This window comes from Fulvivirga sedimenti (assembly GCF_020328055.1).
The window spans coordinates 399,064-423,380 of sequence record NZ_JAIXNE010000001.1; the positions used below are offsets into that span (position 1 = coordinate 399,064).

General features: G+C 45.2%; 26 protein-coding genes and 1 other RNA gene. 10 read left to right on the plus strand and 17 right to left on the minus strand.

The genetic code is table 11. The features are described 5' to 3' along the window. Position 1 precedes the first annotated feature (1 nt). Positions 2–556 carry a YceI family protein gene (locus LDX50_RS01775; protein ID WP_225696686.1) on the plus strand — a complete coding sequence of 185 codons (555 nt, stop codon included), beginning with the start codon at positions 2–4 and terminating at the stop codon, positions 554–556. A 7-nt stretch (positions 557–563) separates the two neighbouring features. Then, on the plus strand, positions 564–1,451 hold the full coding sequence (locus tag LDX50_RS01780; protein WP_225696687.1) for a DUF5777 family beta-barrel protein: 888 nt from the start codon (positions 564–566) through the stop codon (positions 1,449–1,451). A 6-nt stretch (positions 1,452–1,457) separates the two neighbouring features. Here the strand turns inward: LDX50_RS01780 and LDX50_RS01785 are convergent, their stop codons facing one another. After that, positions 1,458–2,108, minus strand: a complete 651-nt coding sequence (locus tag LDX50_RS01785; RefSeq protein WP_225696688.1) for a Crp/Fnr family transcriptional regulator — start codon at positions 2,106–2,108, stop codon at positions 1,458–1,460. Positions 2,109–2,333: 225 nt separating this feature from the next. On the opposite strand from LDX50_RS01785, the gene LDX50_RS01790 reads away from it, so the two are divergent. After that, entirely contained in the window at positions 2,334–3,593 is a 1,260-nt protein-coding gene (locus tag LDX50_RS01790; RefSeq protein WP_225696689.1) for an NAD(P)/FAD-dependent oxidoreductase, read from the plus strand. A 92-nt stretch (positions 3,594–3,685) separates the two neighbouring features. On the opposite strand, the gene phhA is transcribed toward LDX50_RS01790, so the two are convergent. The 10 genes from phhA to LDX50_RS01840 form a co-directional block, all read right to left on the minus strand. After that, entirely contained in the window at positions 3,686–4,447 is a 762-nt protein-coding gene (phhA, locus tag LDX50_RS01795) for a phenylalanine 4-monooxygenase (RefSeq protein WP_225696690.1), read from the minus strand. 201 nt (positions 4,448–4,648) lie between these two features. Beyond that, a complete protein-coding gene (gene aroF, locus LDX50_RS01800) occupies positions 4,649–5,659 on the minus strand; it encodes a 3-deoxy-7-phosphoheptulonate synthase (protein ID WP_225696691.1) in 1,011 nt (336 codons plus the stop codon). Position 5,660: 1 nt separating this feature from the next. Next, on the minus strand, positions 5,661–6,455 hold the full coding sequence (gene trpA / locus LDX50_RS01805) for a tryptophan synthase subunit alpha (RefSeq protein ID WP_225696692.1): 795 nt from the start codon (positions 6,453–6,455) through the stop codon (positions 5,661–5,663). A gap of 11 nt (positions 6,456–6,466) precedes the next feature. Then, entirely contained in the window at positions 6,467–7,657 is a 1,191-nt protein-coding gene (trpB, locus tag LDX50_RS01810; RefSeq protein WP_225696693.1) for a tryptophan synthase subunit beta, read from the minus strand. Then, entirely contained in the window at positions 7,645–8,283 is a 639-nt protein-coding gene (locus LDX50_RS01815) for a phosphoribosylanthranilate isomerase (RefSeq protein WP_225696694.1), read from the minus strand. The genes trpB and LDX50_RS01815 overlap by 13 nt, the downstream gene beginning before the upstream one ends. Further along, the gene (trpC, locus tag LDX50_RS01820; RefSeq protein ID WP_225696695.1) at positions 8,270–9,085 is read right to left on the minus strand and encodes an indole-3-glycerol phosphate synthase TrpC; all 816 of its coding nucleotides are present in this window, start codon (positions 9,083–9,085) and stop codon (positions 8,270–8,272) included. Before trpC ends, LDX50_RS01815 begins: the two co-directional genes overlap by 14 nt. Before the next feature lie 15 nt (positions 9,086–9,100). Next, positions 9,101–10,090 (minus strand): anthranilate phosphoribosyltransferase, encoded by a 990-nt coding sequence (trpD, locus tag LDX50_RS01825; RefSeq protein WP_225696696.1) that lies wholly within the window; start codon positions 10,088–10,090, stop codon positions 9,101–9,103. A 2-nt stretch (positions 10,091–10,092) separates the two neighbouring features. Continuing rightward, positions 10,093–10,665 (minus strand): anthranilate synthase component II, encoded by a 573-nt coding sequence (locus LDX50_RS01830; RefSeq protein WP_225696697.1) that lies wholly within the window; start codon positions 10,663–10,665, stop codon positions 10,093–10,095. Further along, positions 10,665–12,068: an anthranilate synthase component I family protein gene (locus LDX50_RS01835; protein WP_225696698.1), complete on the minus strand. Its 1,404-nt coding sequence runs from the start codon at positions 12,066–12,068 to the stop codon at positions 10,665–10,667. Before LDX50_RS01835 ends, LDX50_RS01830 begins: the two co-directional genes overlap by 1 nt. Before the next feature lie 183 nt (positions 12,069–12,251). Continuing rightward, positions 12,252–12,389, minus strand: a complete 138-nt coding sequence (locus LDX50_RS01840; RefSeq protein ID WP_225696699.1) for a 30S ribosomal protein THX — start codon at positions 12,387–12,389, stop codon at positions 12,252–12,254. Positions 12,390–12,509: 120 nt separating this feature from the next. Between LDX50_RS01840 and LDX50_RS01845 the strand changes: the two genes are divergently transcribed. The 5 genes from LDX50_RS01845 (at position 12,510) to LDX50_RS01865 (ending at position 14,844) form a co-directional block, all read left to right on the plus strand. Next, positions 12,510–12,986 carry a hypothetical protein gene (locus LDX50_RS01845; protein WP_225696700.1) on the plus strand — a complete coding sequence of 159 codons (477 nt, stop codon included), beginning with the start codon at positions 12,510–12,512 and terminating at the stop codon, positions 12,984–12,986. Between the two features lie 17 nt (positions 12,987–13,003). Beyond that, the gene (locus tag LDX50_RS01850) at positions 13,004–13,246 is read left to right on the plus strand and encodes a hypothetical protein (RefSeq protein WP_225696701.1); all 243 of its coding nucleotides are present in this window, start codon (positions 13,004–13,006) and stop codon (positions 13,244–13,246) included. Between the two features lie 45 nt (positions 13,247–13,291). After that, positions 13,292–13,390: signal recognition particle sRNA small type (gene ffs / locus LDX50_RS01855), an RNA gene on the plus strand. Between the two features lie 73 nt (positions 13,391–13,463). Continuing rightward, positions 13,464–14,120: a fructose-6-phosphate aldolase gene (fsa, locus tag LDX50_RS01860; protein ID WP_225696702.1), complete on the plus strand. Its 657-nt coding sequence runs from the start codon at positions 13,464–13,466 to the stop codon at positions 14,118–14,120. Positions 14,121–14,127: 7 nt separating this feature from the next. Beyond that, positions 14,128–14,844 carry a cell division ATP-binding protein FtsE gene (locus LDX50_RS01865; RefSeq protein WP_225697564.1) on the plus strand — a complete coding sequence of 239 codons (717 nt, stop codon included), beginning with the start codon at positions 14,128–14,130 and terminating at the stop codon, positions 14,842–14,844. A 1-nt stretch (position 14,845) separates the two neighbouring features. On the opposite strand, the gene LDX50_RS01870 is transcribed toward LDX50_RS01865, so the two are convergent. The 4 genes from LDX50_RS01870 to LDX50_RS01885 are packed head-to-tail and all read right to left on the minus strand — an operon-like array spanning position 14,846 to position 18,131. Next, positions 14,846–15,355, minus strand: coding sequence for a hypothetical protein (locus tag LDX50_RS01870; protein ID WP_225696703.1), 510 nt, complete (start codon positions 15,353–15,355; stop codon positions 14,846–14,848). Next, a complete protein-coding gene (locus LDX50_RS01875; RefSeq protein ID WP_225696704.1) occupies positions 15,345–15,902 on the minus strand; it encodes an RNA polymerase sigma factor in 558 nt (185 codons plus the stop codon). The genes LDX50_RS01870 and LDX50_RS01875 overlap by 11 nt, the downstream gene beginning before the upstream one ends. A 56-nt stretch (positions 15,903–15,958) precedes the next feature. Beyond that, complete coding sequence (locus LDX50_RS01880) at positions 15,959–16,675, minus strand: tetratricopeptide repeat protein (protein ID WP_225696705.1); 717 nt, start codon at positions 16,673–16,675, stop codon at positions 15,959–15,961. Positions 16,676–16,706: 31 nt separating this feature from the next. Beyond that, entirely contained in the window at positions 16,707–18,131 is a 1,425-nt protein-coding gene (locus LDX50_RS01885; RefSeq protein WP_225696706.1) for a CCA tRNA nucleotidyltransferase, read from the minus strand. A 105-nt stretch (positions 18,132–18,236) separates the two neighbouring features. Between LDX50_RS01885 and LDX50_RS01890 the strand changes: the two genes are divergently transcribed. Next, the gene (locus LDX50_RS01890) at positions 18,237–18,701 is read left to right on the plus strand and encodes a DoxX family protein (protein ID WP_225696707.1); all 465 of its coding nucleotides are present in this window, start codon (positions 18,237–18,239) and stop codon (positions 18,699–18,701) included. Beyond that, positions 18,698–19,351, plus strand: coding sequence for an NAD(P)-dependent oxidoreductase (locus LDX50_RS01895; protein WP_225696708.1), 654 nt, complete (start codon positions 18,698–18,700; stop codon positions 19,349–19,351). Before LDX50_RS01890 ends, LDX50_RS01895 begins: the two co-directional genes overlap by 4 nt. Here the strand turns inward: LDX50_RS01895 and LDX50_RS01900 are convergent. Next, the gene (locus tag LDX50_RS01900; protein WP_225696709.1) at positions 19,348–20,379 is read right to left on the minus strand and encodes a PorP/SprF family type IX secretion system membrane protein; all 1,032 of its coding nucleotides are present in this window, start codon (positions 20,377–20,379) and stop codon (positions 19,348–19,350) included. The two genes, LDX50_RS01895 and LDX50_RS01900, sit on opposite strands and share 4 nt — an antisense overlap. Continuing rightward, positions 20,376–24,188: a PKD domain-containing protein gene (locus LDX50_RS01905; protein WP_225696710.1), complete on the minus strand. Its 3,813-nt coding sequence runs from the start codon at positions 24,186–24,188 to the stop codon at positions 20,376–20,378. The genes LDX50_RS01900 and LDX50_RS01905 overlap by 4 nt, the downstream gene beginning before the upstream one ends. Positions 24,189–24,317: the final 129 nt, after the last annotated feature.

Genomic DNA, 24,317 nt, shown 5'->3' on the forward strand with positions numbered 1-24,317 from the left:
AATGAAAACGCTAACCATTCTTTCAATCTGTCTTATTATCACTTCAACCGCCTGGACGCAGGAACGTTATTTTACCCGAACCGGGGAGATAAGCTTTTATTCTGATGCCCCCATGGAAAAAATTGAAGCGCTTAACCAGCAGGCTTCGTGCATATTTGATAAATCAAGCGGCGATATCGCTGTATCTCTACAAATGCGCGGGTTTAAATTTGAAAAGGCGCTCATGGAGGAACATTTCAATGAAAACTATGCAGAATCCCACAAGTTCCCCAAATCTACCTTTAAAGGAACCGTTGATAATATCCAGCAGCTGGATTTTAATAAAAAGGGCAAACAGGAAGTTCGTGTTAAGGGTGATCTCACCATCCATGGTATCACCAAACAGGTTACGACAAACGGCACCATTGAAGCCACAGCGAATGGTTTTACAATCAATGCCGATTTCAGCATCAAACTGGAAGATTATAAAATTGAAATTCCCTCAGCCGTAATAGGAAAAATAGCCGAAGATGTGAAGATCAGTCTGGATATGGACCTGTCACCTTATACAAATTAGTGAGACGATGAAAGTTATCATAAGCTTCATATTCCTGCTGATAAGTTCATCCGCAATATATGCTCAGGATGACCTGCTGGATATTCTCGACGAAGAAGCCGGGGAAACAACCGAATACACCTATGCCACCTTCAAGGATACACGGATCATTCATGGGCAGTCGGTGGAACTCACTTCCCCGGGTGAACTCCAGTTCGTGATTCAACACAGGTTTGGAAAAATCAATGACGGGGCTTATAATTTTTTCGGCCTTGACCAGGCTACCATGCGGATGGGACTTCAATACGGGGTGACCAGCTGGCTGAACGTCGGAATTGGCCGAAGCTCTTTCAAAAAAACGTTCGACGGATACCTGAAGGCCAAAGTATTGCGCCAGTCGGCCGGCAAAAAATCCATGCCGGTCTCCGTTTCAGTATATACCAGTGCGGCCCTGAACTCATTGCGCTGGGATGATCCGGAACGCACCAATTACTTCAGTTCGAGGATGTCCTATTCAGGTCAGTTACTTATCGCACGTAAATGGAACAATTCCATTTCATTACAGGTCATGCCCACTTATGTCCACAGAAACCTGGTTGCCACTGAGGAAGATCAGAATGATATTTATGCCATAGGAGTCGGTGGTAGGGTTAAAGTGTCCAATCGGGTGGCCATAACCGGAGAATACTACTATCAGCTGGATGGGTATAACGCGACAATCACGAATAATTCCATTGCATTGGGTGTGGATATCGAGACTGGCGGACATGTATTCCAGTTTCACCTTACCAATTCAAAAGGAATGATTGAACCCTATTTTATCGCCGAGACCCAGGGAGATATCCTGAATGGGGATATTTACTTCGGATTCAATATCAGCAGGGTTTTTGTTTTGAAGAAGGAAAATCGCAAATGATCAGCACTAGAGGATCTCAATACGGTTCCGGTGCTGTTCCACTTTTCCCTCATTTTCCAGCTTTTTAATTAACCGGGACACTACCACACGTGAGGTATTCAATTCCCTGGCAATCTCCTGATGTGTTTTATTGATGACATAGGATCCGGATGCCTGCTTCTTATCAAGCAGATATTTATACAGCCGTTCATCCATTTTCATGAAGGCTACGCTATCAATTGCCGTAAGCAATTCGTCAAATCGGGATTGGTATGATGCAAAAACAAAGCGGCGAAACGAAGGATATTTGCTTACCCAGGCATCCATTGAAGATACCGGGATCAGCCACAACAAACTGTCTTCTTCAGCGATCGCCACAAATTCGCTGAGCTTATTCTCCAGGCAACATGTAATTGACATCGCACATGTATCACCTCCTTCGAGGTAATAGAGAAATATTTCATTCCCGGCCTCATCCTGGCGCATTACTTTTAATGTTCCTTCAATTACCAGGGGAATCTCCTCAGCGCGCACCCCCGGAGAAATAATGGTCTGACCTGCCTTCACTTTCTTCACACGGCCTGTACTCAGAATCTCTTCCAGCAGCTTTTCTTCAAACCCCATTAAGGATAAAACATCTTTCGCTCTTGATTTGGCTTCGCTAACTGAAGTTTCCATGGCTTCCTGTTGGGGACTTGTACTATTCAATTTTTCCTTTTGCATAATCGCTTTTGTAGGTAAATATGGCTGAACCGGGTTGAGACTTCGAAAATCCCACGGAAATTCCGGAAGTCAACCTGCCAACAAAAAAGCGACTTTAATCATGCACTGAAGGTAACAAATGTTACCTAAAATCACCCCTGATTTGGCTAAAATTATATCAAATTAAAGAAGACAAACATCATGGGACAACATCACAAAATTATCATCATTGGCGGTGGCACAGGAGGTATAACTGTAGCTGCCCGGTTGCTTCGCAAGGACTCCAAGCTTGACATTGGAATTATCGAGCCTTCCTCCAAACATTATTATCAGCCGGCATGGACTTTGGTAGGTGCCGGAACATACGATCTCGAAGATACCATCAGGGATGAAAAGGATTTCATTCCAAAAGGAGCTACGTGGATTCAGGACAAGGTTACAAGTGTAGACCCCGACAAGAACAGCCTGACAACTGCAGAGAAGGGCACCATTACGTACGATTATCTCGTGGTTGCTGCCGGCATTCAGTATAACTGGGATGCGATTCCCGGATTAAAGGAAGCCCTTGGCAAGTATGGTGTGACCAGTAACTACGAAAAGGACATGACCACCTATACATGGGAACTTCTTCAGAAAACAAAGAGTGGTAATGCACTATTCACACAACCCGCCACACCTATTAAATGCGGGGGCGCACCTCAGAAGATCATGTACCTGGCTGAGGATTACTGGAGAAAACAAGGTGTGCGGGAAAACATCAACGTCATATTCGCAACACCCGGTACCGTAATTTTCGGCGTGAAGAACTTTGCGGACGCACTGAACAAAATCATAAAGAACCGGAATATTTTAACCAGGTATTATCATAAACTGGTTGAGATAAACCCTGAAAAGAAAGAGGCTATCTATGAATTCACCAAACCGGATGTAAAGGCGGTGCTAACGGACGAAGATCGAAAACTGGGTATCAGGCTGGAAGGTGATAATAAATTTGTAATTCCTTTCGCCATGCTGCATACACCTCCTCCGCAAAGCGCACCGGATTTCATCAAAAACAGTAAGCTTGCCAAACCGGATGATCCATATGGCTGGGTGGATGTAGATAAACATACATTACAGCATGTGCGCTATGCCAATGTGTATTCGTTGGGCGATGCATCGAGTACACCGAATGCCAAGACCGGGGCTGCTGTAAGAAAACAGGCTCCTGTATTAGTGGAGAACCTCCTGGATACAATGAAGAACGCTCCATTGAAAGATAATCCTGTCTATGACGGCTACGGAAGCTGTCCGCTCGTAACGCGTTACGGCCGGATGGTTCTCGCAGAATTTGATTATGACAATAAACCCACCCCATCCTTCCCGTTCAATCTGGCAAAAGAACGGTATAGTATGTGGCTGATGAAAAAATACTTTCTGCCATGGTTATACTGGAACCGCATGCTGAAAGGCAAAGCGTAAATTTCAGCCCTAAATCGATCCCATGGTGTACGGGAATGTTTGACAGGCAGAAAGTTAAAAAGGCCTTTCCTTAATTGGGAAGGCCTTTCCTTTTATACGAATAACTCAGTCTTATCCAGCTTTTCCTTCAGAATTTCAGGGATCTCATGCATGCTTCTGTAGAGGTTTTCGAAAGAATCAATGATGAAATAGCGATCCTGAAATACATCTTTGCGATAGGGAGAATTCAGCAGGTGCTCCGCATTAAAATCGAAATGCATCGGGTCAAGGCTAACTGAATACGTCGTCTCCCCTGAAGAAGAAAGAATACCTGCTCCGTAAATTTTCAATTGCCCGTTCTCCCGGATAAGTCCGAATTCAACCGTATACCAGTAGATACGTGAAAGCAGTTCGATAGCCGTAGGATTATTTATGTAATCGAGACTGACACGGCTCATTTCATAGAGAAAATCAGCAAAATGAACGTTGGTGAGAAGCGGAACATGTGCAAATACATCATGGAACATATCCGGTTCTTCGAGATAATCGAGTTCAGACATCTTACGAAGCCAGGTTGTAGCCGGAAATTTACGGTTCGACATATATTCAAAAAATAACCGGTCATCCACAATTCCAGGGACTGCAATGATCTCCCAGCCGGTAGTTGCCTGCAACACCTTGTTGATCTTATCAAAAGATGGAATTTCATCGGCATTGAACCCAATGGTCTCCAACCCTTCCAGATATTCGCCCGAAGCATACCGCTGAAGGTTCTCCCTCTGCCTGTCAAATAAAATTTTCCATACCGATTTGTCCTCGTCGGTGTAGTTGCTGTGGACCTGTTTGCCGTCCTTTAATGTAGGTATTGTTCTCATAGCATTTTGTTAAATGAAAAAGGCCTGACTCGTTATCGGAATCAGGCCTTTTTTCTCAGTGTTTAATATTTACATACACCTATCACCCATTCCGATCGCTGTGCCGCGGAAATAATAAAAGTAATAAGTGTTATAAAACGAATTCATAATCCAAATCTACGCGCTTTTGTAAAATACGCAAGCCCGGTGTAAGAAAAATGATCAAAATGATTCCCTCAGATCATATGTTTTCCGCATTCTTTCAATGAGACGCGCACTTTCTGCGAAATTCAGCGTCTGCTGTCCATCTGAAAATGCCTCATCCGGCTTTTCATGAGTCTCATAAATAACGCCGTCCGCTCCTGCCATGATCGATGCCAATGCTACAGGTTCCACGTGATCACGAATACCAATACCATGACTGGGATCTGCAATTACCGGCAAATGCGTCTTTTCCTTCAGGATACTGATGGCATTAATATCCATGGTGTTTCTGCTCGCACGCTCATAAGTCCTGATTCCGCGTTCGCAAAGCATCAGTGATTCATTTCCTGCAGAGAATACATATTCTGCACTGTAAAGCAATTCATCGATGGTGCCTGAGATACCGCGTTTTATCAGAACAGCTTTATCTACTCTTCCCAGCTCATCCAGTAGATTAAAATTCTGCGTATTACGCGCGCCCACCTGGTAAATGTCGATATAATCGTACATCTCCTCGATCTGACTCACCTGCATTACCTCGGTAATGATCTTGATACCGGCTTCCCTGGCGGCCTTATACCAGGTTTTCAGCCCGTCAATTCCCATACCCCGAAACGAATAGGGTGAACTCCGCGGTTTATAAACGCCACCCCGCATAATTCTGATATTGTTCGCCTTGAGATGTTCAATCGTCTTCTCAATTTGCTCTTCACCTTCAATTGAACAGGGGCCCGCCATCATGGCAAAATGACCTTCACCAATAATCACTCCATCGCCCAGATCAATAACCGTTGGTTTTACTTTCCATTTGTTGGAAACCAGCTTATAATCATCTGAAACAATATGGATATCGGCAATTCCTTCAAGATGCCCGATTTTCCGGATATCAAAGTCCTTCTTTCCAATACCGATTATATAATTTCCTTTTTGCGTGTTTACTTCTGTCGTCTTGTACTTGAGTTCATGCACCTTCTCAATGATACTTTTCTTGAGCTGGTCACTAATCTGGTTTTCGAGTTGAATTATCATATTACCTGGGGTTTTTAATATTTTTTACAAATTCCTTTACTGAGAGTTCTTTGGCGCCTTCCGACTGAAGCATCTTAATAAATGCGCTTCCAATAATGGCCCCTCTGCTGTAGGAGCTGGCAATTTTAAACGTTTCGTGATTTGATATTCCGAATCCGACCAGAGCGGGATTCTGAAGTCCCATCGCCTTGATCCTTTTAAAATATTCAATCTGCTCATCTCCAATGCCACTTTTAGCGCCCGTGGTACTGGCACTGGAAACCATATAAATAAATCCATCCGTATTGGCATCGATTTCGCGTATCCTCGCCTCACCGGTCTGCGGTGTGATCAGGAAAATATTTTTTAATCCCGCCTTTTCAAACCGTTCCTTGTAATGATCGATATATTCTGCCATAGGAAGATCCGGTAAGATCAGTCCATCTATCCCCGTTTCGCGGCATTTTTCACAAAACCGATCAATACCATATTGCAGTACAGGGTTTATATAACCCATTAAAATTACGGGAATCTGAACTCTTTCACGCAGGCCTTTGAGCTGTTCGAAAAGCACCGAAATTTTCATTCCATTGTGGAGTGCCACCGTATTACTCTCCTGAATGGTAGGACCATCGGCAATGGGGTCTGAAAATGGCATTCCGATCTCAATAATATCTGCTCCTCCTTCCTCAAGCCAGGCAGCAATATTGATTGTGTCATTTATTTCAGGAAATCCAGCGGTGAAATAAACAGAAAGCAACGGTCCGCTGTCACTTTCAAATAGCCTGCTGATACGATTGACTTCTATGTTGGTCATGGTATTCATATTTAATATTTCCCCCATTTAATGTAGGTGTCCAAATCCTTATCTCCACGTCCGGAAAGGTTCACCACTACAACGTCACTGGACGTTAATGGAAGCCTGTCAAACACGGCCAGGGCATGTGCCGTCTCAATGGCAGGAATAATTCCTTCCAGCCTGCTAAGCTCGATCCCTGCCTGCATGGCATCCTCATCAGTAACATCCAGGAATATCCCGCGACCACTTGCAAAAAGATGGGCATGCATCGGACCAATACCGGGATAGTCCAGCCCGGCTGATATGGAATAGGGCTCTACAACCTGACCGTCTTCGGTCTGCATCAGGAGCGTTTTGCTGCCGTGAAGCACGCCGGATCGGCCAAGTTTCGTGGTAGCCGCAGATTTTCCGGAACTGACACCCATTCCTGAAGCCTCTACTGCCACCAGTTTAACATCTGGCTCATCGAGGTAATGGTAGAAAGCTCCGGCAGCGTTACTGCCTCCTCCAACACAGGCGATGATATAGTCCGGCCTGGGGCTACCTGTTTTTTCTGATAGCTGTATTCTCATTTCCTCGCTGATCACAGACTGAAAGCGGGCAACCATATCCGGATAGGGATGCGGCCCTACCACCGAACCTATGATATAATGTGTATCGGAGGGATTGTTGATCCAGTGCCGCATGGCCTCATTGGTCGCATCCTTCAGTGTCTGGCTGCCACTGGTGGCAGGAACTACCTTTGCTCCCAGTATTTTCATCCGTTCCACATTGGGTCTCTGCCGCTCCATATCTACCTTTCCCATATAGACGATGCACTCCATTCCCATCAGGGCACATACAGTGGCAGTAGCTACGCCATGCTGACCGGCACCTGTCTCTGCAATAATCTTTTGCTTGCCAAGACGCTGTGCCAGCAGAATCTGGCCGATTGTATTGTTTACCTTGTGGGCACCGGTATGACACAGATCTTCACGCTTCAGGAAGATTTGCGCGCCGTATTTATCCGATAATCGCTTCGCCTCATACAAGGGCGTCGGCCTTCCCACATAATCCTTCAGCAACTGATCAAATTCCGTTCTGAAAGCCGGATCCCCGATTATCTTCAGGTATTCGGATCGCAATTCATCAATATTCGGATACAGCATTTCCGGAATGTAGGCACCGCCAAATTCACCGTAATACCCCTTCTCATTTACCTGGTATTTCAATTCAGACATGCGATAAGTTCTTTAAGTTTATTCAAATTCTTTAAGCCGGGTGCGTCCTCCATCCTGCTGTTCACATCAACACCCACAACCGCCGGATGTTCTTCGGCTCGTATCTTCCTTACTTCCTCCTGATCAAGACCGCCACTCAGCAGCACAGGTTTTTCAAAGTCGAAATCATTCAGCACTTTTCTGTCAAATTTAATTCCCGTTCCGCCATGCAGATCGGTGCGTGTATCCAGCAGCCAGTACTCGATCAGTGGCTCGATCTCCTTCATGTATCCCGGTTCCGGCATGCGGTTGCCCGCGACCACTTTTATAATGTTGAAACCAGCAGTCTTTAATTCTGCAATAAATTCAGCGGTCTCGTCACCATGCAGCTGGATCAGGTCCAGCGAATATAGCCTGGCATTCTGTTCCACTTCCTCAAGCGAGGGATCCACAAAAACCCCAACACGCCGGGTTGATTCATCCAAACTATCAAGGTCGGCCGGCTCAAGGGTTTCAACCATGTAGCGCGGAGATTTTTTGAAGAAAATAAATCCCATAAAATCAGGGCGCAATGCCGCCACTTCTTTCACGTTCACAGCATCCTTCATGCCGCACACCTTCCAATATAGCCTGTTATGATTTGGCATATGCCCGCCTGTCCAAACGGCTAAGTTCTTCAATAAATTCAGCGCAGGCGCGTTCAGGACGACTCTGCTCCATAAAATTCTGACCGATCAGAAAGCCATCAAATCCCGCCTCTTTTAATTCAACAATTTGAGAAGGGCTGGAGATGCCGCTTTCGGATACCTTAATAAACGAGCCCGGAATTTTTGAAGCCAGTTCAAAGGAAGTATTGAGAGAAACTTCGAAGGTTGAGAGGTCCCTGTTGTTCACTCCTACCAGGTCAATATTCTCGTTCAATCCCTTTTCAAGTTCTTCTTCGTTATGAACTTCCATCAACGTTTCCAGTCCGAGTGACTTTGCAAATGCCGCCAGATCTTTCATTTCCCGCTCAGTTAATGCTGCGGCAATCAGCAATATGGCATCTGCACCGATAGCTTTCGCTTCCACAATCTGGTATTCATCGATGATAAAATCCTTCCGCAGGATCGGACAAAAGTTAAATTTCCGGGCTACTTTAAGATCTTCATTGCTTCCTCCGAAAAAAGTCTGATCAGTGAGTACCGACAGTGCCGAAGCACCAGCCTGCATGTAGCCGATCGATATTCGTTCGATCGATACATTTTGATTAATGACACCTTTAGACGGACTTTTCCGCTTTATCTCGGCGATGATACCGGATTTATCTTCCCGGAGCAGGTATTTCTTGAGTGAAACAATCCTGTTCTCAAAGAAAATGCTTTGTTCCAGTAATTTCTGCGAATACAATGCCTTTCGTTCCTGAACTTCCGCTTTTTTCTTTGCGAGTATTTCTTCTAACACACTCATATCTATATAGTTAACTTATTTATTGATCAATTTTTTAAATGCCTCCAGTGCTTTTCCAGAAAGCAGGCTTTCGCGAGCTGCCTCCACCGCATCTGTCATTGAAACCTCTTCTGAGGCACAATACAACGCCATACCGGCATTTGCTGCAATCACATCGTTTTGGGCTTTTGTTCCATTGCCGCGGAGAATCTCCTCGAAAATCCTGGCGCTTTCTTCAATTGTTTCACCCCCTCTGATTTCAGCTGGCAGTACCGCCGACAGTCCGAGGTCTTCTGGGTTCACCAGGCGCTCTCCCTGACCCGTGATCATTTTAAAAGGTCCGGTAAGACTTATTTCATCATAACCATCCAACGTGTGCAACACCACGAAGGACTTATCTGTATTTTGATACAGATATCCGTAAAGCCTTGCCAGTTCAAGACTGAATACTCCCACAAGCTGCAGGCGGGGAAATGCCGGATTTACCATTGGCCCCAGCATATTGAAGAAGGTCTTTACACCGAGATCCCGACGTATTGGGGCTACATTTTTCATTGCCGGATGAAACAACGGGGCGTGAAGAAAACAGATGTTGGCATCTTCAATGCTTCGTCTGAGCTCATCCTTGTTATTGGTAAATTCATATCCGAAATGCTGCAGAAGATTAGATGAACCGCATACGGATGACACCCCGCTGTTGCCGTGTTTTGCAACAGGCTGCCCGGCACCTGCCACAACGAAGGAGGACAGGGTACTTATGTTGAAGGTATTTTTGCCATCACCTCCGGTTCCGCACAGATCTATGGGATTGAATTCCGACAGATCCAATGGCAGGCAAAGGTCGAGCATGGCATCACGAAATCCCTCCAGCTCCTCCACCCTGATGCTGCGCATCATATAGATCGTAAGGAAAGCAGCAACCTGAGAATTATTATAGGCGCCCTGAGCCAATTTTGTCAGGACATCCTTCGCTGTTTCCTTGTCGAGAGACTTGTGTTCAATGAGTTTATTAATTATTTCCTTCATGCTTAGTCATTTAACCAGTTCTCTACCATTTGAATTCCGCCTTCGGTGAGTATCGATTCAGGGTGAAACTGCACGCCACGGATATCATAGGTGCGATGCGCCAGTCCCATTACAGTTCCAATTTCATCCCGCGCTGTCACAACCAGTTCTTCAGGAATACTATCTGAAACCACCGCCCAGGAATGATACAGACAGGCTGTGAACTTCTGCGGCATCTTCCGGAATAAAACTTCATTCACATCTGAAACAGAGATGGTGGTGGTTACGCCATGCCGCACCTCCGTCATGTTGAATAACTCCCCGCCAAATACTTCTCCAATTGCCTGATGTCCAAGGCACACTCCGAACATGCTTTTCGAGGCGCCATATTCACTGATCACATCCTTCATAATACCGGCTTCATCCGGGATTCCCGGCCCTGGTGAAAAAAGGATCTTATCATATCCCTTCACCTCTTCGATCCTGATCTGGTCATTTCTGTAAATCTTCATGACATTCCCATATCCCAGGTGCCGTATGATGTGCACCAGGTTGTAGGTAAATGAATCATAATTATCAATAACGAGTATCTTCATCAGCTATTCAGATCTACGGCCAGGGCCAGCGCACTTCGAAGGGCAGCCAGCTTATTTCCAACTTCATTTAATTCATTCCGGGGTACCGATTTGGCTACAATTCCCGCACCCGCCTGATAATGCAGCTCATTGGCATGACTCAGGAATGACCTGATTATAATGGCATGATTGAAGTCACCATTAAATCCCAGAAATCCGATCGCCCCGCCATAATAATTACGGCTGGTGTTTTCATAGCGGTCAATGAGCTGCATTGCCATGTGTTTTGGTGCACCTGAAAGCGTTCCGGCCGGAAATGTATCCGCAACAAGCTGCAACGGAGAAACCTCCGGATCAAGCACACCTGATACTTTTGAAACAAGGTGGATCACGTGCGAGTAATACTGTACCTCCTTAAAAACATCAACCTGCACTTCACCGGCATTCCGGCTCAGGTCATTCCGTGCCAGGTCGACCAGCATGACGTGTTCAGCATTTTCCTTGACATCCTCACTAAGTGATCGTGCCAGCTCTGCATCAGCCAGGTCATTACCGGTTCTTCTGAATGTACCGGCAATCGGCCAGATACTCGCCTTACCGTCCTTAATCACAATCTGGGATTCGGGAGATGAACCGAAAATCTTGAAATTGCCGTAATCGAAATAAAACAGGTAGGGCGAAGGGTTCACCGATCTCAGGGCACGGTAAACATTAAATTCATCCCCCTTAAATGCTGTAGAAAACCGACGTGACAGGACAATCTGAAACACATCGCCCCGAAGACAGTGTTCTATGCCTTTTTGGGTAATGGACAGGAACTCCTCATCACTCAGATTGCTTCTTTCCTCCCCCATTGTATAAAAACGGTAAGCCGGATCGATATTCGCACGGATGACCGTCTCAAGCTGATCGAGATTGGACGCACCCTTATCTTCGGCTTCCTGATGGTCGAACAGATACATTTCATTCTTAAAATGATCGATCACAACCACATTCCTGTAAACACGATAGATCATATCGGGAATATCTTTCTGAATATTCCGGATATCCACGTCCTCAAAGAAACGGACGGCGTCATAGGTCATATAACCGAACAGCCCGTTGGTGACGAATTTGTGATTGCCTGTGGAAGTGGAAAAGCTATTTTTAAATTCATCCCACAACTGTAACAGTTCACCGGGTTTGGTATTGTATTTTTTCTGTGATCGGGGTGTGGAAATGGTGGTTAGGTCACCTGAAACCTCAAAGGAGGCCACCGGATTACAGCAGATATAGGAAAAGCTGTTTTCATTTCCGTGATAGTCTGAACTCTCCAGCATGATCGCCCCGTCAAATTTATCTCTCAGACGCAGATAAATACTCACCGGGGTGATGGTATCAGCCAGCAGCTTTCTTTCGGTTGTTCTGAATTTTAGTTTATCCATCTTAAAAAAAAAGCCCGCTGTTGGTGAACAGCGGGCCTTGGTTATTTGAATTCAATCAATATGGTGCCATTCACTTCTCGTTCAGAGGAGCAAACCAGTACCATGCGATATTGAACATTATTTTCTTCATTGAGCCGTCAAATCTATTAAAGAAAATTAAAAATTCAAGTACACCCTGATTTTTTATTTCTTTGATTTGGCTTTTTTCTTTGCCGGCGCTTCCTTTTTCGGCTCAACACTGGCTGAGGGACGAGGGCGTGAGACCCCAAACGTTCCCTTGGCAATTTTACCTCGCTTCGTTTTTTTATCTCCTTTTCCCATGATAGTTTGTATTTTTATTGATTGTACAATTTTACTAAATGTCCTTTTTTGACGCAAACCAGGAATCGAAAACCTGTTAAAACCATTTTAGGGTTGAATTGGTTAACAAAATAAAAAAGTATGGCAAAACCTACCCCCTCTCTTATTCAAGCCCTGCGCGCGACTGCCGGTAAGCTGGCAAAAAGCAGTCAATACCAGTGGGGTCATATGGGAAGCTGCAACTGTGGGCATCTGGCACAGGAGTTAACCCGGTTAAAACCTTCTGAGATTCATCAGCGCGCAATGGAAAAATATGGCGACTGGAATGAACAACTAAATGATTATTGTCCGACAAGTGGCTTGCTTATGGATGATCTCATTACTCAAATGCTGGAAGCAGGACTGGATACGGACGACCTTAAGCACCTGGAAAAACTGAGCGACACAGAAGTTTTGCGCTCCCTGCCTCCTCATCAACGATTCCTGAAGCACAATGTGAGAGACCACGTCGTCCTGTACCTGAATGCGTGGGCGGCGATGCTGGAAACTAAATGGGCTGACCAACAACCCCTGAACGCATTATTTCAAACTGAAAAAAAAGTTACAGTTGAATCCTAAATGTAATACCTTGCATCATGAAAGATGTGGTGCACTCCTATTATAAACGGGTTTTTGAAGACTTTACCATACTGGTGCGTCTGAATCCTATAGATCTCACCGGCCTCGAGCTTACCATTGGTGCCGACGGAACGGTTGAAAAACGGAAACTGCAGTTTGATGAAGATATTGAGGATGACCTGAAGGAAGATTCTTTTAAGCCTTCAGGAGCTCTTGAATTTAACCTTTATCTGAAAGGAATACTGCCCGGCCGGGAATAATCTTTATCAATATTTTTGGAATCATTAATTGTTCGTACCTTTGCATGGGCAAATCAGTACGACCAGCTCCTGCTGAACTCCCCCAGGACCGGAAGGTAGCAAGGGTAAGCGGTTGTAGCGGTGCGATACTTGATTTGCCTTTTTTCTTTTTCCGGCAATTCATATCTGGCCAATCTGGCCAAATTCATTAACTTTATCACGAATAAACTTTAGCTACATGAAATTCTTTATTGATACAGCCAATCTTGATGATATCCGCGAAGCCCATGACCTGGGAGTTCTTGATGGGGTAACAACCAATCCTTCTTTAATGGCAAAGGAAGGCATAAAAGGACAGGAAAATGTGATCGCACATTATAAAGCCATTTGTGATATCGTTGAAAACAACGTGAGCGCAGAAGTGATCTCAACAGACTTCGAGGGAATGATCCGTGAAGGTCTCGAGCTGGCCAAAATCGACGATAAGATCGTGGTTAAAATTCCAATGATCCGTGACGGAGTAAAAGCCCTGAAATATCTGACCAATGAAGGGATCAGAACCAACTGTACCCTCGTATTTTCTCCGGGACAGGCACTGCTTGCCGCCAAGGCAGGCGCCAGCTATGTGTCGCCATTTATTGGCCGACTCGATGATATTTCTACTGACGGACTGGAATTAATTGCCCAGATCGTACACATCTACCAGAATTACGGGTTTGGAACGGAAGTCCTCGCTGCCAGTATTCGCCACACGATGCATTTAATACAGTGTGCTGAGATCGGTGCGGATGTGGTAACCTGTCCGTTGAATGTAATAACCAGCTTGCTCAATCATCCACTTACCGACCAGGGACTTGAAAAATTCCTGGCTGATCACAAGAAAGCGAACAGCTAAAAAACCTATGCAGCAGGATTCCGACAACGTTGTAATAGCAAAAGATATTACCATTTTCCAGAGTGGGCAGACTATTCTGGAAAATGTTAATTTCGAGATAGAGAAGGGTGAATTTGTCTTTGTAATAGGCCGAACCGGTGGCGGAAAATCCTCGCTCCTCAAAACAATGTATGCGGATCTGCCATTACAGGTCGGTCATATGCGTGTCGCGGGATTTAACATTGACAAGATACGCAGATCAGATGTCCCCAAGCTTCGGCGGAAGATCGGAATCATATTTCAGGACTTTCAGCTGTTCACCGACAGGACGGTCGCCGAAAACCTCATGTTCGTCTTAAAAGCAACAGGCTGGAAGGAAAAATCGAAGATGAAAACGCGGATATCAGAAGTTCTGATGCAGGTGGGCCTTGGAAGCATGGCGTCGAAAATGCCCTACCAGTTGTCGGGGGGTGAGCAGCAACGTATCGTAATCGCCCGGGCACTTTTGAATGAACCGGTTTTACTGATCGCGGATGAACCCACCGGAAACCTTGATCCTGATGTGTCCCAGGGGATCTTCAAGTTATTTGAAGAGATCAACAACAGTGGGACTGCCGTAATAATGGCAACACATGATCATGAATTGGTCAAAGGCCAGAAATATCGCATTCTGAAATGTGAGAACAGGGAACTTCTGGACTCATCACGTGAATCCTTTGAACTGAGCGCAAGAAGCTTTCACTAATCTATATTTCAATCTGCATCTCTTCCGGTTGATCCAACCGCTCCAGGGTTCGGTTCAACAAGTCAATCCGTACAAGCAAATTCAATGTTAATGCATCCACTACCTCGGGTGACGGATTCTCCTTATATTCATTTCGCAATACCAGGTACATCGCATCAAGCTTCTGAAGTTCTGCCACTACATCAATTTCATAGATATTATCTTGTTGCAGTTCATCAATCAATGTGCGCTTTTCACTAATCTGCTGGAAGTAAAAACTTTCAACTTCATTGAACTGGGCATCCAGATTTTGCTGCTGTGCAAGACGTGGCTGATCACCCGGCGACAAGGTATTGATAAGCAATCCAACCGTTGTTACAAAAAACAATACAGCGGCGGCTTTCCACATCCAATGCGTTGACGGACGCCCGTTAGGTAAGTTTCGTGATATTTTTTCCCACACATTCCGGGGTTCCCTGTGATCAAATGCGTCACGATTTTCGGAAATAAAGTTCTCGAGATTATTTTTCATAATGCATTACATTTAGCATTTCTCTTAGTTTCTTTTTTGCCCTGTTATACTGTGATTTCGACGTTCCTACTGAAATGCCCAGAATTTCAGAGATCTCAATATGGTCGTATCCTTCCAGCAAATACAATGACAGAATTACTCTGTAGCCATCCGGAAGATCTTCGATGGCACGTCGCACACGATCAACCTCACCTTCATCGACATAAACCACCGCCTCTTCCTCCTGTGGAATGTCGTGTTCCTCATCATTGAGATTATCAAACGAAAGCCTGTTCTTTTGAAGTACATTCAGTGACTTATTCACAACGATCCGCTTCAGCCAGGCCCCGAAAGTAGATGACCCCTGAAAGGTATGAAGATATTGAAAGGCGTTTATGAACGATTCCTGCAGAATATCTTCGGCCTCCTGGTCATCGCGCACAATTCGCCAGGCCGTGTTATACATGGCGCGATTATACTTTCTGTACAATTCATATTGGGCAGTACGGTCTCCTTCCAGGCATCTTTCGATGAGGTCGGCAGCATCTATGTGGTATTCCCGGGCCATGTTCAAGTATCGTAAAGACAGCTTTTTCCTGGGAAGGTTGCACCGGAAAAAGGTTTTTACTTCAGGCTGTCAAGGTTTTCTTTCGCCAAGGCGAAATCCGGTGCCAGGGCAAGGGCTTCCTCAAAATATTTTTTCGCATCTTCTGTATTCCCCTGGGCCTTGGCATTCAACCCTTTAAGGTTTATTAATGCGACCCGAATGGGAAATTCTTTTTGCTGATTGTTCTGCGTCATGAAAACCGTCTTCAGTTGATCCGCCTCAGGCTTGCCCAGCAAAATATCAGCATTGGTCATGCTTTCACCGTATTTGCCCGCCTCGTACTGAAGAAAAGCCACTTTATAAAGTGTCTGGTAATCGCTGGTCTTGAAATACAAGTCTTCATATGCTTCCAGCGCTTTATCCTGCAATCCAAGATTTTCATACGAAATGCCCAGTATTTCAAGCGCTCCGACATTATCCGGATTGAGTGTATTTAAATCCTTCGCGGAGATGGCCGCAGAGGCAAACTGACCTTGCTCAAGGTATAAATAGGAAAGTGAATAAAGGACACTGTCATTTGCCGGATTTTCCGCAAGAATACTGTACAGGGCGTCCTTAGCGCCATCCAAATCATTGTAGCGCATCGCCAGCTGATACTTTTTTGCCGCATGGATCACAAGAATTTGCGCTGCAGTTAACGGCTTTTTTTGTTGTTCCCCTGATGCAGGCGCTTCCTGACCAAACGATGGCAGGCTCATAACTGCTGCCAATAAAATCACTATCCAGACTCTCATAAATTCAAATTTCAATATGTTGCAAATGTAATTATTTTTCATCGACTTTGGTTAAACCATGTTGCTTCCCGAGAATTAGCATGAGTTCCCATGCCTGTTCGCGATTGTTCGGGATTTCTCCTTCCATGATCGCTTCTTTAATTTGTTCCTTAATATCACCGATAACTCTGCCCGGTTGAATATCAAAGGTCTGCATTATATCCTCACCGCTGATTGGAGGCTGGAAGTTCCGCACTTTATCCTTCTCCTCCACTTCCAGCATTTTTCGTTCCACTTTTTTGAAATTGGCGAGATAACGTTTAACACGGGTGTCATTTTTAGAGGTGACATCGGCCTTGCAAAGCTTCATCAGATCGTCCACATCATCCCCGGCCTCAAACAGAAGGCGTCGAATGGCTGCATCTGTAATGTGGTCTTTTACCAGTGCTATGGGCCGCAAATGCAATCGTACAAGCTTTTGAACATATAGCATCCGGTCATTCATGGGAAGTTTCATCTTCCTGAAAATACCGGGTACCATTCGTGCACCGCGATCCTCATGACCATGAAAAGTCCAGCCAACCTTTTTATCAAACCGTTTCGTGGCGGGCTTCGCAATATCATGAAGTATGGCTGCCCAACGGAGCCAAAGGTCATCCGAGCGTTTGGCTGTATTATCCAGTACCTGCAGCGTATGATAAAAATTATCCTTGTGAGACATCCCGTTGATCGTTTCCACACCCTGCAGATCAGTCATTTCAGGAAAGATCAGCTCCAGCAAACCGGCATGATACAACAACTTAAATCCATAGGAAGGGGTATCGGTAAGTATGATCTTATTCAGCTCATCCGTAATCCGTTCCTGCGAAACAATCCGGATACGTTCCTTATTCCGGATTATACCATCGAATGTATCCGGAGCGATATCAAACATCAGCTGATTGGCAAAACGAATGGCACGCATCATGCGCAACGGATCATCTGAAAAAGTTATATCGGGATCCGCGGGGGTTCGAATCATTTTCCTCTTAAGGTCCTTCACCCCGTCAAAGGGATCTATCAATTCACCATAGCAGCTTTCATTCAGGCAAATGGCCATGGCATTAATAGTAAAATCCCGACGGTTTTGATCATCCTGCAACGTACCATCCTCAACCACGGGTTTTCTGCTTTCCCTGCGATAGGATTCTTTCCGGGCACCTACGAATTCAAGGTCAAAATCCTTGTAACGGATATTTGCCGTTCCAAAATTCTTAAAAACATTTACTTTATGTCCTTTCCCAAGCGCCCCGGATACCGCCCTGGCCAGCTCTATCCCACTGCCAACACATACAAAATCGATATCTTTGGATGGACGGCCCAAAATCAAATCCCGCACATAACCGCCAACCACATAACATTCCAATCCCATCGCATCCGCCTGTGATCCGATTTTTTTAAACAATGGTAACTTGTCCAATTCTGCGCCGTATTGCATATCAGGCCATTTCTTTTGCGCAAAGGTAAAAGATTGATCGGTTAATTGACAGTTTCCGTCGACTGTTGACCTTTGCAAACTTAACGACGTTGTTTATCTTTCGATATGATTCTTCTTGTGATACTCGTTTCCGCATTCCTGCTTTCCTGGATAGCAGGCAGATTAACCGGTAAGTGGTCGCTGAATTATTCAGGCAACCTGGCCGTGGCGATTATGCTGATATTTACCGGTATATCTCATTTTATTTATACTGAAGGTATGATCCTCATGCTTCCTCATGTGGTCCCTGCAAAGAAACTTGTAATATATGCAACAGGTGTATTGGAAATCCTGGCGGCGTTCGGATTGCTCTCTCCCCGTCATAGAAAAACAACGGCTTTGTTATTGATGATTTTCCTGATCATCATTTTACCTGCCAACTTCAAAGGTGCCTATGATCATCTGGATCTGACAACCGCGCAATACGATGGCCGCGGACCAGCCTATCTCTGGTTTCGCGTACCATTACAAATTGGTTTCATCATCTGGATCTGGTATTTCTCCTTCAGGCAACTTCCCAATGAAGAATGAAAATTCTTGTTCTGGGGGGAAGCGGCCGTACCGGACAATGGGTGATTCAGGAAGCCCTCGAAGCAGGATTTTTTGTTCATGCACTGGTCCGCAACCAGGAAAGCCTTCCCGCACATGACCGCCTGCGCATTCTTGAAGGATCCTGCCTGAAAAGAAAGGACCTTGATAAAGCACTTACCGGAACCTCAGCCGTAGTAAGTACGCTGAATGTATCCAGAAAATCTGACTTCACATGGTCAAAGCTCAGAAGCCCCGAAGATCTGATGTCAAAAACCATCGAATCCCTCATCCCACTGATGTATGCCCATGGCATATCCCGATTAATTGCCGTATCTGCCAGTGGTGTCGGAGATTCCTCAGGTTACCTACCGGGTTGGTTTGGATGGCTCATTAAAAACAGCAATATACGCTATGCTTACGCCGATCATGAAAGGCAGGAAAAACTGATCCGTAACAGTGACCTGGACTGGACAGTATATCGCCCGGTCGGACTGACCAATGCCAACAAAATTTCTAAGGTAAAAATAACGGGAAATGACGGCCCAGAGCCATCGCTGACGATTTCAAGAAGAACATTGGCTCACTATATCATTGAGTCACTGGAAAATAATCTGCACTTTCAGGAATCACCGATTATTTCAACATCCTAGTTATCATGAATAAAAGTCGGGCAAGGAATGAATTTCATCGGTTTCTTGGCTTTCGAACTTGAAATAATCTCCAGGTCGTACTTCAATGACAGCTCATGGGCACCGCTTGACGAAGGCCCCAATTCTGAAATGGTAAAGTCATAACTGTAGCCAAATTCGAAACGGCTGAACTGAAGCCCCAGGATAAGGGCCACCGCATCCTGTGAGATATTGTCAGCCACATTCTGTTTAAGCGGGATACCACGGTACCAAAGGCCTACCATGACCGGCTGATAGAGGAAATGTAATCCAATATCGAGCTGATCAAAACGACCCTGACTTTTGTAAACGAACGACGGTGCTATGTAAGCAATCTTCTCCTTGGCGAATAATCCTGAATATAGCGGAAGTTTTACACCGCCATGAAATGAATTTTTAATCGGGATCGCACTTTCGTCACCCAACAGCGACCGGTTCGGTTCATTAATATGATAGGATGAAAATCCTAGCCAGAACTTCGAATTATAGATCAGGAATCCGGCGCCAAAGTCAAAATAGGAAGCACTTCCAAGACTTCCGAAGCCCGGATCACTGGTAGGTACCTGTCCGTCGTTTGTAAACGCCAGCTGATCACCAAAAACAAGCTTATTCAGATCTATGTCCCTGTGGCCATACCCAAAATACAGTCCGGGCGTCATAATCCACTTATTTGACAGCTGAACCTTGTATGAATAGACAAATCCTAGTGTGGTTGATGTAAGTGCCGCAGAACCAGCGCGATCTGCTGTAGCAATGAAACCCACTCCGCTTTTTAGATCCTGAATATTATAATCATAGGAAAACGCGTAAGTAACGAAGCCGTTCGAAATATTCGGCCATTGATTCCGGTAATTTGCTACAAAGCGGTGACCGGCACCCGTTCCCGCAAAAGCCGGATTGAGGTACAACGGTGCGGAATAATACTGACTGAACTGCGGGTCCTGACCCTGCACCAGCGTAAAAAATCCGGATAGTACTAAAACGCCTATGGTAAAAAATTTCTTCATCATCTAATAAGGTTCACATCCCCTGTTCGCATTACACGCTCGCCATTAACAAAAACCACCTTAATCTGGTAGACATAGACATCCTGAGGACTAAGCTCGCCTTTGTAATAGCCGTCCCATCCAATATTTTTATCGGTTGTGTGGAATAATAATTCCCCCCAACGGTTAAAGATCATAAGTTCATATTCAACAACACCCTGAACCTTGGGTCTGAAAACATCATTACTATTCGGATCCTCACCCAAACCTCCTCCGGTTGGTCCGTATAAGTTCGGACTAAATGCATTTGGCACCAGTAGTCGACCACCATTTCTGGCCTGGACAATACTTTCAAGTGTAAGCACATCCACACAGCCCTGATCATTGTATGCAGTTAGTGTAATATCATAAAATCCCTCCTTCTCATATCTGTGTGTTGGCTGCGCCTCTGTAGAAGTATTGCCATCACCAAAATCCCATTCGAAACGTGTAGCAAAACGACTGTCGTTCCGGATATACATGATATCATCCGGTATGTATAGCACCGGGGATTTAATCGTGAAATCTGCAATGGGCCTGTTGAAGACCTCAATAATCTCAAATTTCGTCTCTGTGATCGTATCACCCGTCACATTACTTGCCGAGAGACTTACTGTATACAAACCTGGCTGTGAATACGTGTACACAGGATTCTCATTCCTTGAGGTTCCGATACCGTCTCCAAAGTCCCAGAAATAGGTCGTGGGGTCTGCATATTGAGACAAATTGGTAAACTGAACGGTAAGCGGCGCACAACCATTGGGCGGATCATAAGCAAAATCCACGATGGGCGGGATAGGATTCACCCGTACGAGTATAGAAGTGGAATCCACGCATCCGAGATCTGCTTCAATACGTAAACTGATCAGATAATCACCAAAGGTAGGGTACGAGTGTGTTCCCGGATTAGCGAGATTCGAGGTCGTTCCGTCACCAAAATCCCATAAATACGTTAAGTTGTTACCCGTCGAATTATTGGTGAGTGTAAATGTCGTATTGGGCAACGTGGTCTCCGGAGGCGACACGGTGAATGAGGCATTCACCGGATTTGACTGCGGCACAACCAGGGAGTTGGTCGTCACGTTACTGATACAGTTTGCGAAATTTGTCGTCTGAAGATCAATGTCAACATTTTTATTTACAGACGACCTGTTGAACGTATATTCAAATGTATCACCGACTACATCGGAAGCGAATACCGTAAGTCCATTCTCACGTATTACCCAGTCATACCTGTCCAGACCTTTACTATTAGCACTAATCTGCACACGGAAAATATTACATGTGATTTCCAGGGTATCGATCATGAATGCCGACGAAGGCACCGGATTAACACGGATGGTTGTAGTCGTATCAGCAGGACAGCCACTAGGGAAATTGGCCTGCAGACGCACAATATAGTCCTTCAGGGATTGTGTATTATTCGTAAAGGAGTAACTGAAATTCGTGTTTGTACCAGTATTTTCAGTATAAACGATACCTGTATTGTCACTGATCGTCCAATCATAGGAAGTCGGACCGAGAGCCACAGTAGCTGCCAGCACCTGAAAATCAACCGTTATGGGTGAACAGTTATCATCGAAGGGAGAATAGTTCATTACAGCGAAGGCGGCCTGTGGAGAAGGAAAAACCAGCACATTCAATACATTACTCACCGTTTCACATCCATTGGCCAGTCGCACACGCTGTCTTATCTGGAAATTGATATCCGAGGTAGTATTATTCACTAATACCATCTGATACATATCGGTAAAACCCGGATCTGTTGGACGTTGCACAGAATCAACCACAAATCCGCTTCCGTCATTTACTTCCCAAATGAACTGATCAACAACGTCGGGCTGCCCGTTAACTGAATTATTTTGGAGATTTACAATCTGCGGACTACATCCATCGCTTGTGATGGTGGCTATATTCGCAAGAGGAACCGCATTCACCGTGACCGGGTGAACTGTCATTTCAGAACAATTACCCGATGTAGTTACTCTCAGAGCAACATCATAGGTTCCGGGAGCGCCAAGAATTCGGCTGAAATCTGTGGAGTCATTATAAAGAGGATCCGGATTAAAATTGGTGCCGTCGTAATTAAAGTCCCATTCTCTGAGCTGGATCGTTTCACCGTCAACGGGATTATTAAGTGTAGACATATCCAGGAACGCAACTTCGGTGCCTTCACAGGCATTCCCCGCTGTAAAGTCCACCACAGGCGGAGGAAAAACTTTTACTTCAATTTCATCCCTGCTGGTACAACCTGTCACGGAATTTCTGGTAAACAGGCGTACACGATATACACCGGGATTCACGAAGGACTGATCGAACGGTCCGAGTTCAACATCAGAATAACCGGATGCCGGCTCATTTCTGAATGCGATCCCGTTCTCATCAAGGAATACCCATCTCCATTGTGTATTGCCTCCTACTACTCCCGTAGAAGTATCATAAAACCTTACATTGAAAGTGCTTGAGTTTCCGGCGGTCTGGCAGAATTCAGGCGTGATCGCGTTATCTGCCAGGTCGGTTGTAGTAATATTCGCAATACGCGATGGAGTGATATTTACAATGATATCTATAAAGCGCTCGCAGGCACTTTGGGCATTTCCATTGATCGCATAAAGTCTGATGAGCTTATTACCTGCAGTATTATAGGTAAAGGTTGTGCTGATATTGGTACGCGATGCAAGTAACGGATCAGAATCAGTCGGACCGTCATAGATTTCCCACCGGTAATTACTGGCTCCGGCAGAACCGTTCGTCAGGAATATTTCCTGCCCTATACAAAATTCACGGCCCGGAGGTACGGGTCCTGTGTAACTATTTTTATGCGTTTCGAAAAGCGGATCCGGATCATCAACGATCCGAATATACGCGGTCGTTGATATCGCATCTTCGTAATTAGGGTTATTGGGATCACCATTATAGGGGTTACAAATGTTCCAGTTGAACATGGTGATCTCAAATTGATTCCCAATCATATTTGCCGGGTTAGCAGGCGCATTCATTGGAAATGAAACAGAAATCGGGCCGTCTGCCGGGAATGGGATGTTATCAATCGGACCAAAATGAGCTGCCGTTATCTGCAAACCGGCGGTACCGCGCGTTTCCAGTCCGACCAGATTTCCCGCCCCGTCAGTAAGTGTTACCGGTCCGCCGTCATTCAGGCTCAGGTCTAAAATTGTGGCTGCTGCATTGTGAGTTGCCAGGTTTCCGTAAACAAATTGCACGTGTCTTGTCTGACGGTTCGGGTTATCCGGCTCCACATTGATGTTACAGTTAAATTCTGAGGCATCCTGGAAAACCGCATTTACCACGGGATCACCGTAACATACATCCCACGTATTGGGTGAAATATCGAGTTGCGCCCCGAATTGGTTATCGCGAGCCCATGAGTAGGCGGTTTGTACCTGTCTGGAAGTCGGACAGATTGCGCCATTAATCAGGATATATGCTGTTGGTGAAAACGAGCAATCGTCATTATCGGGATAGGTGAAAGTAGCAGTAGCCTCAAATTCTCGGTCTCCGCCGGAAACCACCATAGGTGTTGCGCTGAACAGATTTACGAGTGTAGTATTGTTGCCCGGATCGTTCCATTCAAACAGAATAGCGATCGTTGCAGGGTCCTGCGGGACGTTAAAGTAATATTTGATCGTATATTCCGTTACCGAAGAAGGAGCACAGTCCTGATCAGTATTGAACGTAATGTCGATCTGCGGTCTAAGTGTATTACACTGACCATAGGCCTCTACCATCCCAGCCAAAAGGAAGACACTTAAAAAAATAATCTTCAGATTCCTCATGGAGTTTAAAAAAATCAAACAAAAACTCGTACTTCCACCAGATTCAAACATACCTATAAATACACTCCGGAAGGGGCCGGAAACCCCCTGTGACACCTCATGCGTAAGGTTTGGCTGTAAATTGAACCC

Excerpts from the sequence above, each read along its gene's own strand:
- LDX50_RS01775 (WP_225696686.1), top strand. The coding sequence starts at position 2 with ATGAAAACGCTAACCATTCTTTCAATCTGTCTTATTATCACTTCAACC.
- LDX50_RS01780 (WP_225696687.1), top strand. The coding sequence starts at position 564 with ATGAAAGTTATCATAAGCTTCATATTCCTGCTGATAAGTTCATCCGCA.
- LDX50_RS01785 (WP_225696688.1), bottom strand. The coding sequence starts at position 2,108 with ATGGAAACTTCAGTTAGCGAAGCCAAATCAAGAGCGAAAGATGTTTTA.
- LDX50_RS01790 (WP_225696689.1), top strand. The coding sequence starts at position 2,334 with ATGGGACAACATCACAAAATTATCATCATTGGCGGTGGCACAGGAGGT.
- phhA (WP_225696690.1), bottom strand. The coding sequence starts at position 4,447 with ATGAGAACAATACCTACATTAAAGGACGGCAAACAGGTCCACAGCAAC.
- aroF (WP_225696691.1), bottom strand. The coding sequence starts at position 5,659 with ATGATAATTCAACTCGAAAACCAGATTAGTGACCAGCTCAAGAAAAGT.
- trpA (WP_225696692.1), bottom strand. The coding sequence starts at position 6,455 with ATGACCAACATAGAAGTCAATCGTATCAGCAGGCTATTTGAAAGTGAC.
- trpB (WP_225696693.1), bottom strand. The coding sequence starts at position 7,657 with ATGTCTGAATTGAAATACCAGGTAAATGAGAAGGGGTATTACGGTGAA.
- LDX50_RS01815 (WP_225696694.1), bottom strand. The coding sequence starts at position 8,283 with ATGCCAAATCATAACAGGCTATATTGGAAGGTGTGCGGCATGAAGGAT.
- trpC (WP_225696695.1), bottom strand. The coding sequence starts at position 9,085 with ATGAGTGTGTTAGAAGAAATACTCGCAAAGAAAAAAGCGGAAGTTCAG.
- trpD (WP_225696696.1), bottom strand. The coding sequence starts at position 10,090 with ATGAAGGAAATAATTAATAAACTCATTGAACACAAGTCTCTCGACAAG.
- LDX50_RS01830 (WP_225696697.1), bottom strand. The coding sequence starts at position 10,665 with ATGAAGATACTCGTTATTGATAATTATGATTCATTTACCTACAACCTG.
- LDX50_RS01835 (WP_225696698.1), bottom strand. The coding sequence starts at position 12,068 with ATGGATAAACTAAAATTCAGAACAACCGAAAGAAAGCTGCTGGCTGAT.
- LDX50_RS01840 (WP_225696699.1), bottom strand. The coding sequence starts at position 12,389 with ATGGGAAAAGGAGATAAAAAAACGAAGCGAGGTAAAATTGCCAAGGGA.
- LDX50_RS01845 (WP_225696700.1), top strand. The coding sequence starts at position 12,510 with ATGGCAAAACCTACCCCCTCTCTTATTCAAGCCCTGCGCGCGACTGCC.
- LDX50_RS01850 (WP_225696701.1), top strand. The coding sequence starts at position 13,004 with ATGAAAGATGTGGTGCACTCCTATTATAAACGGGTTTTTGAAGACTTT.
- fsa (WP_225696702.1), top strand. The coding sequence starts at position 13,464 with ATGAAATTCTTTATTGATACAGCCAATCTTGATGATATCCGCGAAGCC.
- LDX50_RS01865 (WP_225697564.1), top strand. The coding sequence starts at position 14,128 with ATGCAGCAGGATTCCGACAACGTTGTAATAGCAAAAGATATTACCATT.
- LDX50_RS01870 (WP_225696703.1), bottom strand. The coding sequence starts at position 15,355 with ATGAAAAATAATCTCGAGAACTTTATTTCCGAAAATCGTGACGCATTT.
- LDX50_RS01875 (WP_225696704.1), bottom strand. The coding sequence starts at position 15,902 with ATGGCCCGGGAATACCACATAGATGCTGCCGACCTCATCGAAAGATGC.
- LDX50_RS01880 (WP_225696705.1), bottom strand. The coding sequence starts at position 16,675 with ATGAGAGTCTGGATAGTGATTTTATTGGCAGCAGTTATGAGCCTGCCA.
- LDX50_RS01885 (WP_225696706.1), bottom strand. The coding sequence starts at position 18,131 with ATGCAATACGGCGCAGAATTGGACAAGTTACCATTGTTTAAAAAAATC.
- LDX50_RS01890 (WP_225696707.1), top strand. The coding sequence starts at position 18,237 with ATGATTCTTCTTGTGATACTCGTTTCCGCATTCCTGCTTTCCTGGATA.
- LDX50_RS01895 (WP_225696708.1), top strand. The coding sequence starts at position 18,698 with ATGAAAATTCTTGTTCTGGGGGGAAGCGGCCGTACCGGACAATGGGTG.
- LDX50_RS01900 (WP_225696709.1), bottom strand. The coding sequence starts at position 20,379 with ATGATGAAGAAATTTTTTACCATAGGCGTTTTAGTACTATCCGGATTT.
- LDX50_RS01905 (WP_225696710.1), bottom strand. The coding sequence starts at position 24,188 with ATGAGGAATCTGAAGATTATTTTTTTAAGTGTCTTCCTTTTGGCTGGG.